The sequence below is a fragment of the Shewanella litorisediminis genome (assembly GCF_016834455.1).
GTDB classification, from domain to species: domain Bacteria; phylum Pseudomonadota; class Gammaproteobacteria; order Enterobacterales; family Shewanellaceae; genus Shewanella; species Shewanella litorisediminis.
Map to the genome: position 1 here is coordinate 2,767,777 of NZ_CP069213.1, position 15,070 is coordinate 2,782,846.

Sequence of the window (15,070 nt, forward strand, 5' to 3'; positions counted from 1 at the left end):
GGCACCGGACATCAGGTACAGCAAGGGCGACCCGGGGCCGCCCTTTTCAATCAGCCACCGGTACGATAGTTAGGGGCTTCTTTGGTGATGGTCACATCGTGCACATGGGACTCGCCCATACCGGCAGAGGTCACCTTCACGAACTGAGCTTTTTCACCCAGTTCCTTGATGGTGGCGCAGCCAGTAAGGCCCATACAGGAGCGCAGGCCGCCCATATGCTGGTGAATGATTTCCTTGAGCTTGCCCTTGTAAGGCACGCGACCTTCGATACCCTCGGGTACCAGTTTGTCGGCTGCGTTGTCGCTCTGGAAGTAACGGTCAGATGACCCCTGGCTCATGGCGCCAAGAGAACCCATGCCACGGTAAGACTTGTAAGCACGGCCCTGATACAGCTCGGTTTCACCCGGGGCTTCGTCGGTACCGGCAAACATGGAGCCTGCCATGATGCAGGAAGCACCCGCAGCCAGCGCCTTGGCGAGATCGCCTGAGAAGCGGATACCACCGTCGGCAATTACAGGTATATTCAGGTGCTTCACCGCAGCGGCGGCGTCAGATACGGCAGTGATTTGCGGTACGCCCACACCGGTTACGATACGGGTGGTACAGATAGAGCCGGGGCCAATACCCACTTTCACCGCGTTCACACCGGCTTCAACCAGCGCCAGTGCGCCTTCGGCTGTGGCCACGTTGCCGCCGATGATTTGCAAATCAGGGTACTTGGCGCGGGTATCGCGAATACGCTGGAGTACGCCTTCAGAGTGACCGTGGGAAGAGTCGATGAGCAGTACGTCCACACCGGCTTTCACCAGGGCATCAACGCGCTCTTCGTTGCCGGCACCGGCACCTACGGCCGCGCCCACACGCAGACGGCCCAGCTCGTCTTTACAGGCATTGGGCTTACGCTCGGCTTTTTCGAAGTCTTTCACTGTGATAAGACCCTTGAGGCAGAAGTTGTCGTCTACCACCAGTACTTTTTCGATACGGTTGGTGTGCATCAGCTTTTGCACATCTTCGAGCTTGGTGCCTTCCGGTACAGTCACCAGACGCTCTTTCGGGGTCATCACTTCCTGCACGGTTTTGGACCAGTCGGTCACAAAGCGCACATCACGGCCGGTGATAATGCCTACCAGCTCGTTGGCTTCGTTCACCACGGGGTAACCGGCAAAGCCGTTACGCTCTGTGAGCTTACGCAGCTCAGTCAGGGTAGTGCCCGGAGTCACAGTAACAGGGTCCTGTACCACACCGGCTTCGTAGATTTTAACCTTGCGGACTTCTTCAGCCTGGGCCTCGATGCTCATGTTTTTATGAATAAAGCCCAAACCACCTTCCTGAGCCATGGCAATTGCCAAGCGGGCTTCAGTCACGGTATCCATGGCGGCAGACACCAACGGAATATTGAGCTCGATTTTTTGAGTCAGTCGAGTCTTGAGGATTGCGGTATTAGGGAGGACGGTTGAGTGCGCTGGGACCAGTAACACATCGTCAAAAGTCAGCGCTTCTTTGATTAAACGTAGCATTGCAACATCTCCCCTTGGGTAGGATAAGTAGAGGTGAAATATTGCGGCGGCATTATACCTTGCAAGTGGGGGTCGGTAAATGCAAAATTGTGAAAAATTACCATTTGCCCGGAATTTTCAATGCAAGTCCCTAAAAATGATGTTTATACCGTGTCCCGCCTCAATGGCGAAGTACGGCAACTTCTGGAGGGGCAATTGGGGCGGATCTGGCTGACCGGTGAAATCTCCAATTTTTCTTCTCCTTCTTCCGGCCATTGGTACCTCACCCTCAAAGACAGCCACTCCCAGCTGCGCTGTGCCATGTTCAAGGGCCGTAACACCACGGTGGCATTCAAACCCATCAATGGTCAGCAGGTGCTGGTGCGGGGCAGCATCAGCGTATACGAGCCCAGGGGCGACTATCAGCTGCTGATTGAGGCCATGTTCCCCGCAGGTGACGGCCTGCTCGCTGCCCAGTTTGAAGCCCTCAAGATGAAACTCGCCGCCGAAGGCTTGTTCGCCCAGGACACCAAGCGGCCACTGCCAGAGTCGATTCAACGCATCGGGGTAATCACCTCTCCAACGGGCGCAGCCATCCGTGATGTGCTCCATGTACTCAAGCGGCGCGACCCAAGCATCGAGGTGGTGATTTACCCCACGGCAGTTCAGGGGGCTGCAGCAGACAAAGACATCATTCGTGCCATTGAGCTTGCCAATGAACGTCTTGAGGTGGATGTACTGCTCCTGACACGGGGCGGCGGCAGTCTGGAAGATCTCTGGTGCTTTAACAGCGAAGCCCTGGCGCATGCCATCTATAACAGCGCCCTGACCATAGTGAGCGCCGTGGGGCACGAGGTCGACACCAGCATTGCCGACTTTGTGGCCGATATCAGGGCACCGACCCCATCCGCAGGCGCTGAGCTGCTGTCGGGCGACCAGAGCCACAAGCAGCAAAAACTTGCCGGCGCCCTTGCCAGACTCACCCAGGGCTGGCGCCATTATGCGCTGAAACGTCATTCCGGATTGATTGCGCTGCAATCACGGCTGGATCGGCAAGACCCAAAGCGCCAGTTGCAGCAGCAGTCACAGCGCCTCGATGAGTTGGAGCTCAGGCTCACATCCGGCATTCAAAGACGCCTCTCGTCTCACATACTGACCACAGAGCGGTTAAAAGCGAGGCTCGAGCGCCACTCACCGGCCCAGCGCTTGATGCTGGAGCGGCAGCGGCTCACCTACCTCGATGAGCGGCTCAAAGGCGCCGTGGACGACATGCTGGAGGATGCCCAAACCCGTCTGGGGGGGCTCAGCCACTCACTCGCCAGCGTCTCTCCTCTGGCGACCTTGAGCCGCGGCTACTCCATCACCCGTGAGGCAGATGGCAAGGTGCTGACCCACGCAGGCAGCATGAAAGCCGGCGATACCATAGAGACTCAGCTGGCTCAGGGCTCGCTTCTGGCCCGTGTTGTTGAGGTTAAGCCGGAGTAACACAACGGACGGCAGCATGGGTTTTCTGACCCTCTTAAGGACATAAATTCAGGACTTAAATACAGGACATAAAAAAGCCAGGCATCTGCCCGGCTTTTTCATTGAAGCGTTTGTCTGACTGGTTGCCAATCGGCAACATCAGGCCTTCTTGTTCTTGATGTGGCTCATCATACGCTTGCGGCGACGCTCCTGGCTCAGGGTCAGTTTTTCCTTGCGGCCTTCGAACGGGTTATCACCCTCGTGGAAACGCAGCTGGATTGGCGTACCCACCACCTTAAGCGCACGGCGATAGTAGTTCATCATGTAACGCTTGTAAGAATCCGGCAGTCTGCTCACCTGGTTACCGTGTACCACCACGATAGGCGGATTGTAGCCACCCACGTGGGCGTATTTGAGCTTAACACGTCGACCATTCACCATGGGTGGCTGGTGATCGTCCTGTGCCATCTGCATGATACGGGTCAGCATGGAAGTGCTCACACGGCGGGTCGCACTGTCGTAGGCCTCTTCGATAGACTCAAACAAGTGACCAACGCCTGTACCATGAAGCGCAGAAATAAAGTGAATGCGGGCAAAATCGATAAAGCCCAGACGACGGTCGAGCTCGGTTTTTACGCGATCTTTCACGTCCTGATCCAGGCCATCCCACTTGTTCACGGCAAGCACCAGGGCGCGGCCTGAGTTGAGCACAAAGCCCAGGAGTCCCAGGTCCTGCTCGGCAATGCCTTCATGGGCATCAATGACCAGGAGCACCACGTTGGAGTCTTCGACGGCTTTCAGGGTCTTAATAACCGAGAACTTTTCAATCACTTCGTGAACACGGGCACGGCGACGCACACCGGCGGTGTCGATAAGCACGTAGTTACGCCCCTCACGCTCCATGGGGATGTACACAGAGTCTCGGGTCGTGCCGGGCTGGTCGTATACCACTACCCGCTCTTCACCCAGAATTCGGTTGGTCAGGGTAGACTTGCCCACATTGGGCTTACCGATAATGGCCAGCTTAATGGGCAACTCTGCCAAACGCTGCTGCTCGGCCTCGGCTTCTTCTTCGGTGTATTGGCGCTCATCGGCAACTACTTCGCCGTCGTCATCACGGGTCAGGCCCATGGCTTCGGCAAAGGGAGCCAGTGCATACTCCACCAGGCCGGTCACACCACGGCCCTGTGCGGCAGCCATCTGGTATACCTCACCCAGGCCCAGCTGCCAGAACTCACCACAGGCGGAGTCGGCATCGATGCCATCAACCTTGTTGGCCACCACGAAGGTGATTTTGTCGCGGCTGCGCAGGTGCTGGGCAATGGCCAGGTCGGCGGCGGTCAGACCGGCGCGGGCGTCGGTCATAAACAGCACTACATCGGCTTCTTCGATGGCCGCCAGCGACTGCTCGGCCATCTTGGTCTCAATGCCTTCCTCAGTGCCGTCGATACCGCCGGTATCCACCACGATAAATTCATAACCGGACAGATGAGCCCGGCCGTATTTGCGGTCACGGGTCAAACCCGGATAATCCGCCACCAAGGCATCCCGGGTTCTCGTGAGTCGGTTAAACAGGGTCGATTTGCCCACGTTGGGGCGACCCACCAGGGCCACTACAGGGATCATGCTTTTGCCTCTATAACAATCTTTTCAATAAAAAGCCCCCGGAACACACTTCCAGGGGCTTGGCAAGGTCAAACCTTGACTTAAGGAAGTGCGATACGGGCCAGTTTGCCGCTGCGGCCCTGCACGTATATCTTACCATCGACGACCAGCGGCTGGCTGTAAAGGCCGTCGCTGTCGACTTCGATGCGACCGACGATGCTGCCATCGTTGCGGTCAATAAAGTGCAGATAACCTTCAAAATCACCCACTACCAGGTAGTTATCAAACACCACGGGTGAGGTCAGTTCACGGTTGGCCAGCTCTGAATTGCTCCACAGCTCCAGACCGTTGCGACGGTCAAGGGCATAAATGCGGCTGCTGTCGGCAACCAGATACAGCTGCACACCGCTTGCGGCCAGCTCGTTGAAGCTGGAATATTTACGGGTCCAGAGCACGCGACCGGAGCGCATTTCCATGGACACCAGATTACCGTTGTAGCTCACCGCATACAGGTTGTCACCCACGGGCAGCGGCGTCATGTCCACATCCGCCATGCGGCTGAACTCATTGCCACCTTTCGGGGTGTAAATTGGCTGCTCCCATGCTGGCTGACCGTTGTCTTTCACCACCACGGACACCTTGCCATCGGCTGTGCCTACAAAGAAACCGCCGGCCAGAAAGGCCGCAGAACCTGTGCCGCGCAGCGTCAGGTTGGGCAGGGTATTTTCGTAGCTCCAGCGTTTCTCGCCGGTATCTACATCAAAGGCATCCAGTGAACCAGAACTGGCGTTCACCACTACGATGTTATCACCGACAGTGGGGGCAGACAGCAATTCTCCAGAGGCCTGAACACTCCAGACAACCGCACCGGTTTCGGCATCAAGAGCCGCCAAAAGGCCACTCTCACCACCCACAAACACCTTGCCACGAGCCGCTGTAACACCGGAAGCGAGGCGCGCACCTTTGTTTTTGCCAAGCAATCTGTCTTTGAACAAATCACTGAAATCGACTTCCCACAGCTTTTCGCCACTGGTTTCATCGAATGCCACGACCAAACCGTTACGCTCGGCGGCAAATATCTTGCCGTATTCCACTGCTGGACGCAGGCGTGAGTAATAATCGCCTACACCGCTTCCCACACTGGCACTCCAGTTGATTTCAGGGAAAACGGTCGCGTTAAGCTCCTTGAGTTCGCTGACGGGCTCTTCGTCCACGTCATTGGAGGAGCAGGCTGACAGCACGGCCAAACTCAGGCCGGCCGCCAGCAAATTCTTGCACCAAGACTTCATCGGCGACTTCCTTATGCCTGATTCAGGTTATCCAGCTTCATTTTAAGAAGTGGGCTGGCAGAAATGCCGCCCTTATCCAGCGCAGCCTGATAGGCAGCCTTGGCTTTGTCGGTTTCACCCTGACTGGTCAGGATATCGCCCTTGATTTCGTCGCGCTGTGCTTCGAAGGCGGTGTCGGTAATGGCGTCCAGCGTGGTCAGCGCCACAGCGCCCTGCCCCTGCTCGGCCTGAATACGTGCCAAACGCAGAGCGGCAACGCTCCCCAGGCTACCGGCATCCTTGGCTGCAATGACCTTTTTCAAAGACTCTTCGGCCTTGGCATAGTCTTTTGCTTCAACGGCACTCTTGGCCACCATCATCTCAACCAGCAGGCTGTAACCTTGCTGATCATGCTCGGCCTTAAAGCCTTCGGCGGCCTTGAGCATGGCGGCTTCATCGCTTGTGTTGGCACTCAGCTGCTGATACGCCATAGAGGCGGCTTCTGCCTTGGCAACTTTCATGTCGGAATAGGTGTTCCAGCCATAAAGGCCACCCAAACCAACCACTGCACCCACCAGGATAGAGGTACCGTATTCTTTCCAGAAGCTCTTGATGGCCTCTACCTGTTGTTCTTCTGTGCTATAGATTTCCACGCGCACTTCCCCTTGTAATCAATTCCGATGTGGGAATTAAATCAATGCTTTAATTGTTTCTGCCAGCGCCTCACGGGCCACCAGCTGTTGTTCGTTGTCATTGCGAAGCGGCTTGATGGCCACCTTGCCCTCTGCCAGCTCATTATCACCAATGATAAGGGCCAGGGCTGCACCGCTCTTGTCGGCGCGTTTGATTTGCTTCTTGAAGTTACCACCGCCGCAGTGGCTCATGATACGTACCCCGGGCAGCGCCTGACGCAGCTCGCTGGCGATGGCAAAGGCGGCCGGTACACAGTTGTCGCCCATGGCAGTGACATACACATCCACTGCTGCCGGTACATCCTTGGCAAGCTCCAGGGTTTCCAGCAAGAGCACTATGCGCTCAAGCCCCATGGCAAAACCCACGGCAGGGGTATCTTTACCACCCAGCTGACCCACGAGGCCATCGTAACGGCCACCGGCGAGCACTGTACCCTGGGCACCCAGGCTATCGGTGACCCATTCAAACACAGTCCGGTTGTAATAATCCAGCCCGCGAACCAAACGGGGGTTAACCCGGTATTGGATGCCTACGGCGTCCAAGAGTTCACGCAGGGTCGAAAAATGTGACTTGGACTCCTCACCGAGGTAATCCATCAGGGCCGGCGCATCAGCGAGAATGGCCTGAATTTCGGGGTTCTTGGTGTCCAGCACCCGCAGCGGATTGCTGTACATACGACGCTGGCTGTCTTCGTCCAGCTTGTCTTTATGGACTTCCAGGAAGGCTATCAGGGCGTCGCGGTAGGCTGCACGCTCGGCGCTGTCACCCAGGGTGTTGATTTCCAGCACCACATGCTCGGTCAGCCCAAGCTTTTGCCACAGCATGTTGGACAGCATCAGCACTTCGGCATCAATATCGGCGCTGGCAATGCCATACACCTCAACACCAAATTGGTGGAACTGGCGGTAGCGGCCCTTTTGTGGACGCTCATGACGGAACATTGGGCCCTTGTACCACAGACGCTGCTCCTGATTGTAGAGCAAACCGTGTTCGTTACCGGCACGCACAGTAGACGCAGTACCTTCGGGACGCAGTGTCAGGCTGTCGCCGTTTCTGTCCTCGAAGGTATACATTTCTTTCTCAACGATGTCGGTGACTTCGCCGATGGAGCGCTTGAAGAGATCCGTGCTCTCAACGATGGGGGTGCGGATTTCGCTGTAGCCGAAGGCGGCGACGGCGTCGCGCAGCACTGCTTCGAGCTTTTGCCACACGGGAGACTGGGTTGGCAGAATGTCATTCATTCCGCGAATCGCTTGGATCTGTTTTGCCACTGTAATCGACTCGTTGGATAGCTAATATTTCAGAAATTCAAAATGTTGACCTAATGCCAACCTGGATGCCCTTCCCGTTTGAGCCGGGCAAAGCGGTTAGCATTATAGGGGGTTGGGGGCCAAAGGTAAAACCAGCGCCAGCCCTAGTCGGCATCGCCCTCTTTTACGGGTATCCGATTCGCCATCAGGCTGGCCTTGGCGCGAATCTTGGCTTCCAGAGCATCCACCAGATTGTCGTTATCAAAACGCTCCTTCTGGCGAATGCCGTCGTCATAGTAGCCACTCTTCTTGTGACCACCCGCCAGCCCCAAATGGGATACCAGGGCTTCCCCGGGGCCGTTAACCACACAGCCAATGATGGACACGTCCATGGCTGTGGTCACGTCTTCAAGGCGCCGCTCAAGCTCGTTAACAGTTGAGATAACATCAAATTCCTGACGCGAGCAGGAAGGACAGGCGATAAAGTTGATACCCCGTGAGCGGATACGCAGCGACTTGAGGATATCAAAACCCACTTTCACTTCTTCCACCGGATCGGCCGCCAGCGAAATACGCAGGGTGTCACCAATGCCCTCGGCGAGCAACATTCCCAGGCCAACGGCGGATTTCACCGCGCCGGCACGGGCACCACCCGCCTCTGTAATCCCAAGGTGCAGTGGCTGTTTGATTTGTTTGGCAAGCAGTCGATAAGACTCCACCGCCAGGAACACGTCCGATGCCTTCACGCTCACCTTGAACTGGTCGAAGTTGAGGCGGTCGAGAATATCCACATGGCGCATGGCGGACTCAAGCAGCGCCTCAGGGGTGGGCTCCTTGTACTTGTCCATCAGGTCTTTTTCAAGGCTGCCACCATTCACACCGATACGAATGGGAATGTTTTTGTCACGGGCACACTCAACCACGGCGCGAATTCGCTCTTCGTTACCGATATTACCCGGGTTGATACGCAGACAATCCACGCCGTATTCGGCCACTTTGAGGGCAATACGGTAGTCGAAGTGGATATCGGCCACCAGAGGCACCTTTACCTGCTGTTTAATCAGCTTGAAGGCTTCTGCCGCATCCATGGTAGGCACAGAGACACGCACAATGTCTGCGCCGACATTTTCCAGGGCGCGAATTTGCGCCACTGTAGCGGCCACGTCCGTGGTGCGGGTGTTGGTCATGGACTGCACAGCGATGGGCGCGCCATCACCAATGGGCACGTTACCGACATAAATGCGGCTGGAGGGACGACGCTTGATGGGATTTTCGTTGAACATGGTCAAATACTTCTCACGCAGTTGCGCTTAACCGTTTTTAGGCAGGCTGAACCTGGCCACCCTGCCCTTTGGAAATTCGTCGAGGCTGGCAGCCTCACCATTGATGCTCAGGCTAACAGCCTGGGGAGCACCGAGAATAAAGCTGAAAGGCGCCTTACCGCTGAGATTGATGGTCTGACCGGCCTTACGCAGGTCACTCACCAACAGTTTACCGGTGGCATCCTTTACCTGAACCCAGCAATCGGCACTGAATGACATCACCAGTGCAGCCATTCCTTCACCGGGCGCACTCTGGGCAGTGTTTGGCCTTTCAGCCACTGTCGCCTGGGGTGTTTCAGTATTCGCTGCTGGCGCTGGGTTAGTGTTTCCCAAAGTGCTGTTGGCTGTGGTTTCAGCGGCAGCGGTTTCAGCCGCGGTGTTTGTTTGCGGCGCAGATGTTTCTGCTGTAGTGCCCACTTGCGCTTCTTCACCGACAACAGACACACCAACGCTGCCCTCGGGCTGCTCGTATGCTGTCTGCATGTCTGCCTGCGGCGCGGTTTCTGACTGTGCTTCGGCGTCGTTGCCAAGGCGCTGCATCAGATCGTCCTGAATCGACGTTTGCCCTGCGGCCGCCACTTCTTCAGCCGTGGGTCTGGAGAAATCCACTGCCGCGGAGTTAAAAAACTTACTGGTTTGAAGCCACCAGAACACCAGCAACGCCAGCAGAATCACGATTACCAGATAGGTGAGCATCAGGTAACGCTTATCTCTGGCCTGACGCACCGTTTTTCTGGAAAAGCTCTGCATGGCCGGTTGGCTGACACCGGGCACCTGGCTTGCCAGGCAAGCCTCCACCTTCTGCTTATCGGCTTCGACGATGCGGGCAAAGTTTTTGATGTATCCACGCACATAGGTGGTTGAGGAAATATTGCTGAAATCGTCAGCTTCGAGATCTTTTACAACGGAGGGCCGCAAATGCAACGCCGTCGCCACATCGGCGACAGACATCCCCTTGGCTTCGCGGGCGGCCTTGAGAATTTGCCCCAACGATTCTGTCGCTGGCGCTTCCTGCTCTTCGGAAGAAGGCGTTAATTCTTCATTCATTGATTCAAACTGGCCCGATATTCTTTGGCTTCTGGTGAAGCGGGAAATTTCGCCAGCAGCATAATGCCATAACGGCTGCTGGCGTCTCGATTATTCAATTGGCGTTCAATTTCTACACCCAGGGCGAGACTGGAAGCCGACTCAGGGATAACCGAATGCAAACGCTCCAGCATTCTTTTGGCCCCCTGGAAATCCTTGCTATCCATGGCAATTTCGGTCATTTCCAGCAGTGAGGTGGCTCGCCGAGGGTCATACTTTAGCGCCATATCAAAGTAGTGTCGCGCTTTTTCTATCTGTCCCGCATCGCGGCTGCACAGGCCTAGGTTTTCATAGCTTGATGCAGTGCGAGTGTACTTGGGTTGGTCAATGGCTTTTAAAAACATTTCTTCGGCTTCACCGAAGCGTTTTTGCTGGCACAGAAACACCCCAAAGTTATTCATAGAGTCGCCGCTGGCGTTACTGGAACGCACGGCATGGCGATAGGCCTCTTCAGTGCGGGGAAGGTCTCCTACGGTCTGATAGAAATAGGCCATGGCGACATGCACTTCTTCAAGTTCCGGTGCATAGGCCATGGCTTTATCGAGGTTAAATTTGGCGAGTTCTGAATTGCCACGCTGTAAATAGGTCAGCCCTAACTGGGTGCGCTCCTTTGCCGCCGCCACTTTATCAAAGGTGCGCTCGGACACAGGAATATCTGTGCCCGTGTAGGTTTGTTCGGTAACGCACCCCGTCACCAGCCCAGACAGGATGGCGATCAGGGTTAAAGAAGGCAATCCTTGCTTCATGTTCAGACCTATTAAGCTGTGCAAACAATGGGTTAATTCATTGTGACTGAAATCTGGCTTTCTTGCATGCGTTTTTTTGTCAGACGCTTGGTGCGATCACGGATATCGCCGGCAAGTTGACCACAGGCGGCATCGATATCATCGCCACGGGTTTTGCGTACTATCACGGTCAGATCGTATTCCATCAACACCTTGGCAAAACGATCAATACGGGAGTTGGAAGAACGCCCGTAGGGAGAACCAGGATAGGGATTAAAAGGGATTAGGTTGATTTTGCAGGGAGTATCCTTCATCAACTTAGCCAGTTCATGGGCTTGATCCGTGCTGTCATTGATATGATCGAGCATCACGTATTCCAGGGTCACGCGGCCACGGTTAGCATTGGACTTCTCAAGATAGCGACGGATGGCAGCCAAAAATTCCTGTAGCGGATACTTTTTGTTGATGGGTACCAGCACATCTCTGAGTTCATCATTAGGCGCGTGGATACTCACCGCCAGAGCCACATCAATCACATCGCCAAGCTTATCCAGCGCCGGCACCACACCCGAGGTAGACAGGGTCACGCGGCGCTTGGACAAACCAAAACCATAATCGTCCAACATGATGTTCATGGCCGGCACCACATTGGCGAGGTTCAGCAAAGGCTCACCCATGCCCATCATCACCACGTTGGAAATAGGACGCTCGCCGGTTTCTTTCTGGAAACCCAAAAAGTGCGATACCCGCCAGATCTGGCCAACGATTTCTGACACGGTCAGGTTACGGTTAAAGCCCTGCTGCGCGGTGGAGCAAAAGGTGCATTCGAGGGCACAGCCCACCTGAGATGACACACACAGGGTGGCCCGGTCTTCTTCGGGGATGTATACCGTCTCGACTTCCTGGCCCTGGCCTACGTTGATGGCAAACTTAATGGTGCCATCAGACGATTTTTGGTAACTGGTGATTTCAGGCGCAACAATTTCACAACGTGCAGCAAGCTTGGCACGCATGGCCTTATTGATGTTGGTCATCTGTTCGAAGTCGCTGACACCGAAATGATAGATCCATTGCATTATCTGCTGGGCACGAAAGGGTTTTTCGCCCATTTCCGTCAGCAGTGCTTTCAGTCCCGGCAAATCCAGGTCCAGCAAATTGATCTTCTTTTCACTCATCAGACAAACCTCAAACCAGTTACTCCCACCACGGGGGCCGCGAATTATACCGATCTGCCACGAAATTCGCCAGCAGCCAAACCAAGTCTATGGTACCATGGCCGCCGGTCGATTTTGGCCTATGCTATGGAGCTATTTTAGCCTTTTATGGTTACCCTCATTATTATCATACTCGTTGCCGTTGGCGTTTCCTTTCTGTGCAGCGTGTTCGAAGCCGTGCTTCTGTCTGTGACCCCAAGTTATATCGCCTCTCTGGAGGAAGATAATCCCGCCGCAGCCAGCCGACTGCGCGCCCAAAAAGACAATGTTGAAGCACCATTGGTGGCCATTCTGACGCTGAACACCATTTCCCATACTGTCGGTGCCGCTGTTGCGGGTGCTCAGGCAGCCTATGTCTTTGGCGATCACATGCTGGGCGTCTTTTCCGCCGTGCTCACCTTTATTATTTTGTTCTTCTCCGAAATCATCCCCAAAACCCTGGGCGCCAACCACTGGCGTACGTTGGCGCCGGCAGTCAGCCTCGCGCTGTTATGGATGGAGCGTGCCACCAAGCCGCTTATCTGGATGTCGCAGCAGGTGACCAAACTGTTGGGCAAAGGCGAAGAGGGACAGTATATTCGTCAGGAAATGAGTGCCATGGCGCGCATGGGGCACGAGTCCGGTGAATTGGATGCTCAGGAATCCCGTATTCTGACCCAAATTCTGTCGGTAAAAGAAATGCCGGTTACCAGCATCATGACACCCAGAACCGTGATGTTTACTGTCCCCATGTCCATGACATTGGAAGACTTTGCCAGCAAACATATGTCCAAGCCCTTTAGCCGACTGCCGGTGTATGGCGAAGATAATGATGACATTCAGGGTTTTGTAAATCGCACCGACGTGTTGCTTGAGGTGCGCGACAATCCCCAAAGCACCATGGCCAGCCTGAAGCGCAATCTGCTGGCAGTGCCCGAAACGGCCAAGATTCTGCCTCTGCTTGAGCTGATGATTAAACGCAACACCCAGATAGCCGTAGTGGTGGACGAATACGGTTCCGCTCAGGGTCTGGTGACTCAGGAAGACATTATCGAGTCTATGCTCGGTCTGGAAATCGTTGACCTGAACGACCCGGCCATCGATATGCAGCGTCTTGCAAGACAATTGTGGAAAAGACGCATCAAGGAAAAAGGCATTCGACTGTCAGACGACCAGGACGGAGACCTTTAGTCATTCTGCTTTCTGCCCGGCTCTTGCCGGGCATAGTTAATAAGGCGTTTTGTGCATACCCCAGCTTATTGCCTGCAACTGGCACACATCAACGATTGCCACAGTAACTTCGACCCCGTCGCCCTGAGCCTGTCAGTACCTCATGAAAACACCATGGTGCGCGTAGGCTGCCACAGTGGCGGGTATGGCCGCATCGCGACCTTGCTTGAGCAAGCCCGCGAACAGGCCCAACGCAATAACCAGAGGTTTTTGTTTCTCCACGGCGGCGATACCTTTCAGGGCACCCTTTACTTTAACGAGTTTAAAGGCCGCGCCAATGCCAGGCTGCTGAACATGCTCAGACCCGATGCCATGGTACTGGGTAACCATGAAATCGACAGTGGCAATGCCCCGCTCTACCGCTTTATCGAAGCCATCGATTTTCCCATGCTGGCCGGCAACATGGACTTAAGCGGCGAAGATCCCACCAAGGCATTTCCACTGGCCCGGTTGCCCAATCTCTATTGCCTCGACTCCAGCACCGGCTGCGCCGGGGTGATAAAACATCCCCTTGGTGACCGCGAGCTTGCTATTGTCGGCATCACACTGGATCAGATGAGTGTGATAGCCAGGCCCGATCCGGATACAGAGTTCGCCAATGCGGTGGAGACCTGTGAGCGCACGGTAGCCGCACTCAAGGCGCAAGGCATAGATCATATTCTGGTGCTCAGCCACCTTGGCCTCGACGGTGACCGCAAGCTTGCCGCATCGGTGGATGGCATAAGCCTTATCGTGGGTGGTCACAGCCATACCCTGATGGGGGATTTTGCCGGGCTGGGACTATCGGCAGTGCCCTGGGGTGAGCGCGTCAATGGCACCCCCATATTGCATGCGGGCAAGTATGCCGAAACCCTGGGACTTGCCAGCATCTGCTTCGATGACAAGGGACAGGTCACCTCCCTCGATGGCGCCAATTACCTGATGCTGGATGAGCATCTGGTTATCGATGGCGGCGATGAGATGACACGCAATGCCATCATTGCCAAGCTGAAGGCCCATCCAAACATTCTCTGGCCAGCGCAACATACCCATGTTCAGCAGGTGATAGATACTGAGTTCCGGCCCGCAATCCGCGCGCTGGACCATCAGGTGCTGGCCATGGTGCCAAGGGAACTGGTGCATACCCGCTTGCCCAGCAAAGCATTGCCCCATGGCAGCGAGGTAGCGCCCTGGGTCAGCCGCGCCATGTATGAAGAGTCACGCATTCTTGACGGTGCGGTCCAATTTGCACTGCATAATGCCGGCGGCGTGCGCCAGTCTCTCAGCCGGGGGCAAATCACCCTCGCCGATGTGCTTGGCCGCTTGTTGCCCTTTGAGCTGCCTTTGGTGAAATACGCCATCGAAGGCCAGTACTTGTTTGAGGCGCTTGAATCCGCCATCAACAGTGCCACCAACAACAGCGTAGTGGGCACGGGCGCGGGCAGTTTTCCATATACCTTTGGGCTTAAGTATCACTACGATGGCCGTCGTCCCATGGGAGAAAGGGTGTTGTCGTTAACGGTCGCACAAAATGGCCTTTGGGTACCGGTTAAACGCCAACAGGTCTACGTGGGGGTTTCATCGGCTTACACCGCATCGGGAAAAGAAGGATACGATGCCCTGGCTTGCTGCCATTGGCAGGAGTCCATCGATGGCCTGACGCTGCCCGGCGCCTTTATTCGCTTTATTCAGCGCCATGGCGAAATCGCCGATGAGCTGGCACCGCAGCTATCCTATGTCAGCCATCTTGGCTGACGAC

Annotated in this window: 12 protein-coding genes; 3 read left to right on the plus strand and 9 right to left on the minus strand. The window is 55.5% G+C overall.

Features of this window, described 5'->3' with window-relative positions; all coding sequences use genetic code 11:
- Positions 1-50: 50 nt before the first annotated feature.
- On the minus strand, positions 51-1,517 hold the full coding sequence (gene guaB, locus JQC75_RS12170) for an IMP dehydrogenase (protein WP_203324346.1): 1,467 nt from the start codon (positions 1,515-1,517) through the stop codon (positions 51-53).
- Between the two features lie 120 nt (positions 1,518-1,637).
- Here guaB and xseA point away from each other — a divergent pair, with 120 nt between their 5' ends.
- On the plus strand, positions 1,638-2,981 hold the full coding sequence (gene xseA, locus JQC75_RS12175; protein ID WP_203324347.1) for an exodeoxyribonuclease VII large subunit: 1,344 nt from the start codon (positions 1,638-1,640) through the stop codon (positions 2,979-2,981).
- 138 nt (positions 2,982-3,119) lie between these two features.
- Here the strand turns inward: xseA and der are convergent, their stop codons facing one another.
- The 8 genes from der to rlmN form a co-directional block, all read right to left on the minus strand.
- The gene (gene der, locus JQC75_RS12180) at positions 3,120-4,586 is read right to left on the minus strand and encodes a ribosome biogenesis GTPase Der (protein ID WP_203324348.1); all 1,467 of its coding nucleotides are present in this window, start codon (positions 4,584-4,586) and stop codon (positions 3,120-3,122) included.
- A gap of 80 nt (positions 4,587-4,666) precedes the next feature.
- Positions 4,667-5,854: an outer membrane protein assembly factor BamB gene (bamB, locus tag JQC75_RS12185; RefSeq protein WP_203324349.1), complete on the minus strand. Its 1,188-nt coding sequence runs from the start codon at positions 5,852-5,854 to the stop codon at positions 4,667-4,669.
- Positions 5,855-5,865: 11 nt separating this feature from the next.
- Entirely contained in the window at positions 5,866-6,486 is a 621-nt protein-coding gene (locus tag JQC75_RS12190) for a tetratricopeptide repeat protein (protein WP_203324350.1), read from the minus strand.
- 36 nt (positions 6,487-6,522) lie between these two features.
- Entirely contained in the window at positions 6,523-7,797 is a 1,275-nt protein-coding gene (gene hisS / locus JQC75_RS12195) for a histidine--tRNA ligase (protein ID WP_203324351.1), read from the minus strand.
- Between the two features lie 143 nt (positions 7,798-7,940).
- Complete coding sequence (gene ispG, locus JQC75_RS12200; protein ID WP_203324352.1) at positions 7,941-9,059, minus strand: flavodoxin-dependent (E)-4-hydroxy-3-methylbut-2-enyl-diphosphate synthase; 1,119 nt, start codon at positions 9,057-9,059, stop codon at positions 7,941-7,943.
- A 27-nt stretch (positions 9,060-9,086) separates the two neighbouring features.
- The gene (locus tag JQC75_RS12205; protein WP_203324353.1) at positions 9,087-10,145 is read right to left on the minus strand and encodes a RodZ domain-containing protein; all 1,059 of its coding nucleotides are present in this window, start codon (positions 10,143-10,145) and stop codon (positions 9,087-9,089) included.
- Complete coding sequence (gene pilW / locus JQC75_RS12210) at positions 10,142-10,930, minus strand: type IV pilus biogenesis/stability protein PilW (protein ID WP_203324354.1); 789 nt, start codon at positions 10,928-10,930, stop codon at positions 10,142-10,144. Before pilW ends, JQC75_RS12205 begins: the two co-directional genes overlap by 4 nt.
- A gap of 32 nt (positions 10,931-10,962) precedes the next feature.
- On the minus strand, positions 10,963-12,084 hold the full coding sequence (gene rlmN / locus JQC75_RS12215) for a dual-specificity RNA methyltransferase RlmN (RefSeq protein WP_203324355.1): 1,122 nt from the start codon (positions 12,082-12,084) through the stop codon (positions 10,963-10,965).
- A 147-nt stretch (positions 12,085-12,231) separates the two neighbouring features.
- Between rlmN and JQC75_RS12220 the strand changes: the two genes are divergently transcribed.
- Complete coding sequence (locus tag JQC75_RS12220; protein ID WP_203324356.1) at positions 12,232-13,293, plus strand: CNNM domain-containing protein; 1,062 nt, start codon at positions 12,232-12,234, stop codon at positions 13,291-13,293.
- A gap of 51 nt (positions 13,294-13,344) precedes the next feature.
- The gene (locus JQC75_RS12225) at positions 13,345-15,066 is read left to right on the plus strand and encodes a bifunctional metallophosphatase/5'-nucleotidase (RefSeq protein WP_203324357.1); all 1,722 of its coding nucleotides are present in this window, start codon (positions 13,345-13,347) and stop codon (positions 15,064-15,066) included.
- Positions 15,067-15,070: the final 4 nt, after the last annotated feature.

Excerpts from the sequence above, each read along its gene's own strand:
- guaB (WP_203324346.1), bottom strand. The coding sequence starts at position 1,517 with ATGCTACGTTTAATCAAAGAAGCGCTGACTTTTGACGATGTGTTACTG.
- xseA (WP_203324347.1), top strand. The coding sequence starts at position 1,638 with ATGCAAGTCCCTAAAAATGATGTTTATACCGTGTCCCGCCTCAATGGC.
- der (WP_203324348.1), bottom strand. The coding sequence starts at position 4,586 with ATGATCCCTGTAGTGGCCCTGGTGGGTCGCCCCAACGTGGGCAAATCG.
- bamB (WP_203324349.1), bottom strand. The coding sequence starts at position 5,854 with ATGAAGTCTTGGTGCAAGAATTTGCTGGCGGCCGGCCTGAGTTTGGCC.
- ispG (WP_203324352.1), bottom strand. The coding sequence starts at position 9,059 with ATGTTCAACGAAAATCCCATCAAGCGTCGTCCCTCCAGCCGCATTTAT.
- JQC75_RS12205 (WP_203324353.1), bottom strand. The coding sequence starts at position 10,145 with ATGAATGAAGAATTAACGCCTTCTTCCGAAGAGCAGGAAGCGCCAGCG.
- pilW (WP_203324354.1), bottom strand. The coding sequence starts at position 10,930 with ATGAAGCAAGGATTGCCTTCTTTAACCCTGATCGCCATCCTGTCTGGG.
- rlmN (WP_203324355.1), bottom strand. The coding sequence starts at position 12,084 with ATGAGTGAAAAGAAGATCAATTTGCTGGACCTGGATTTGCCGGGACTG.
- JQC75_RS12220 (WP_203324356.1), top strand. The coding sequence starts at position 12,232 with ATGGTTACCCTCATTATTATCATACTCGTTGCCGTTGGCGTTTCCTTT.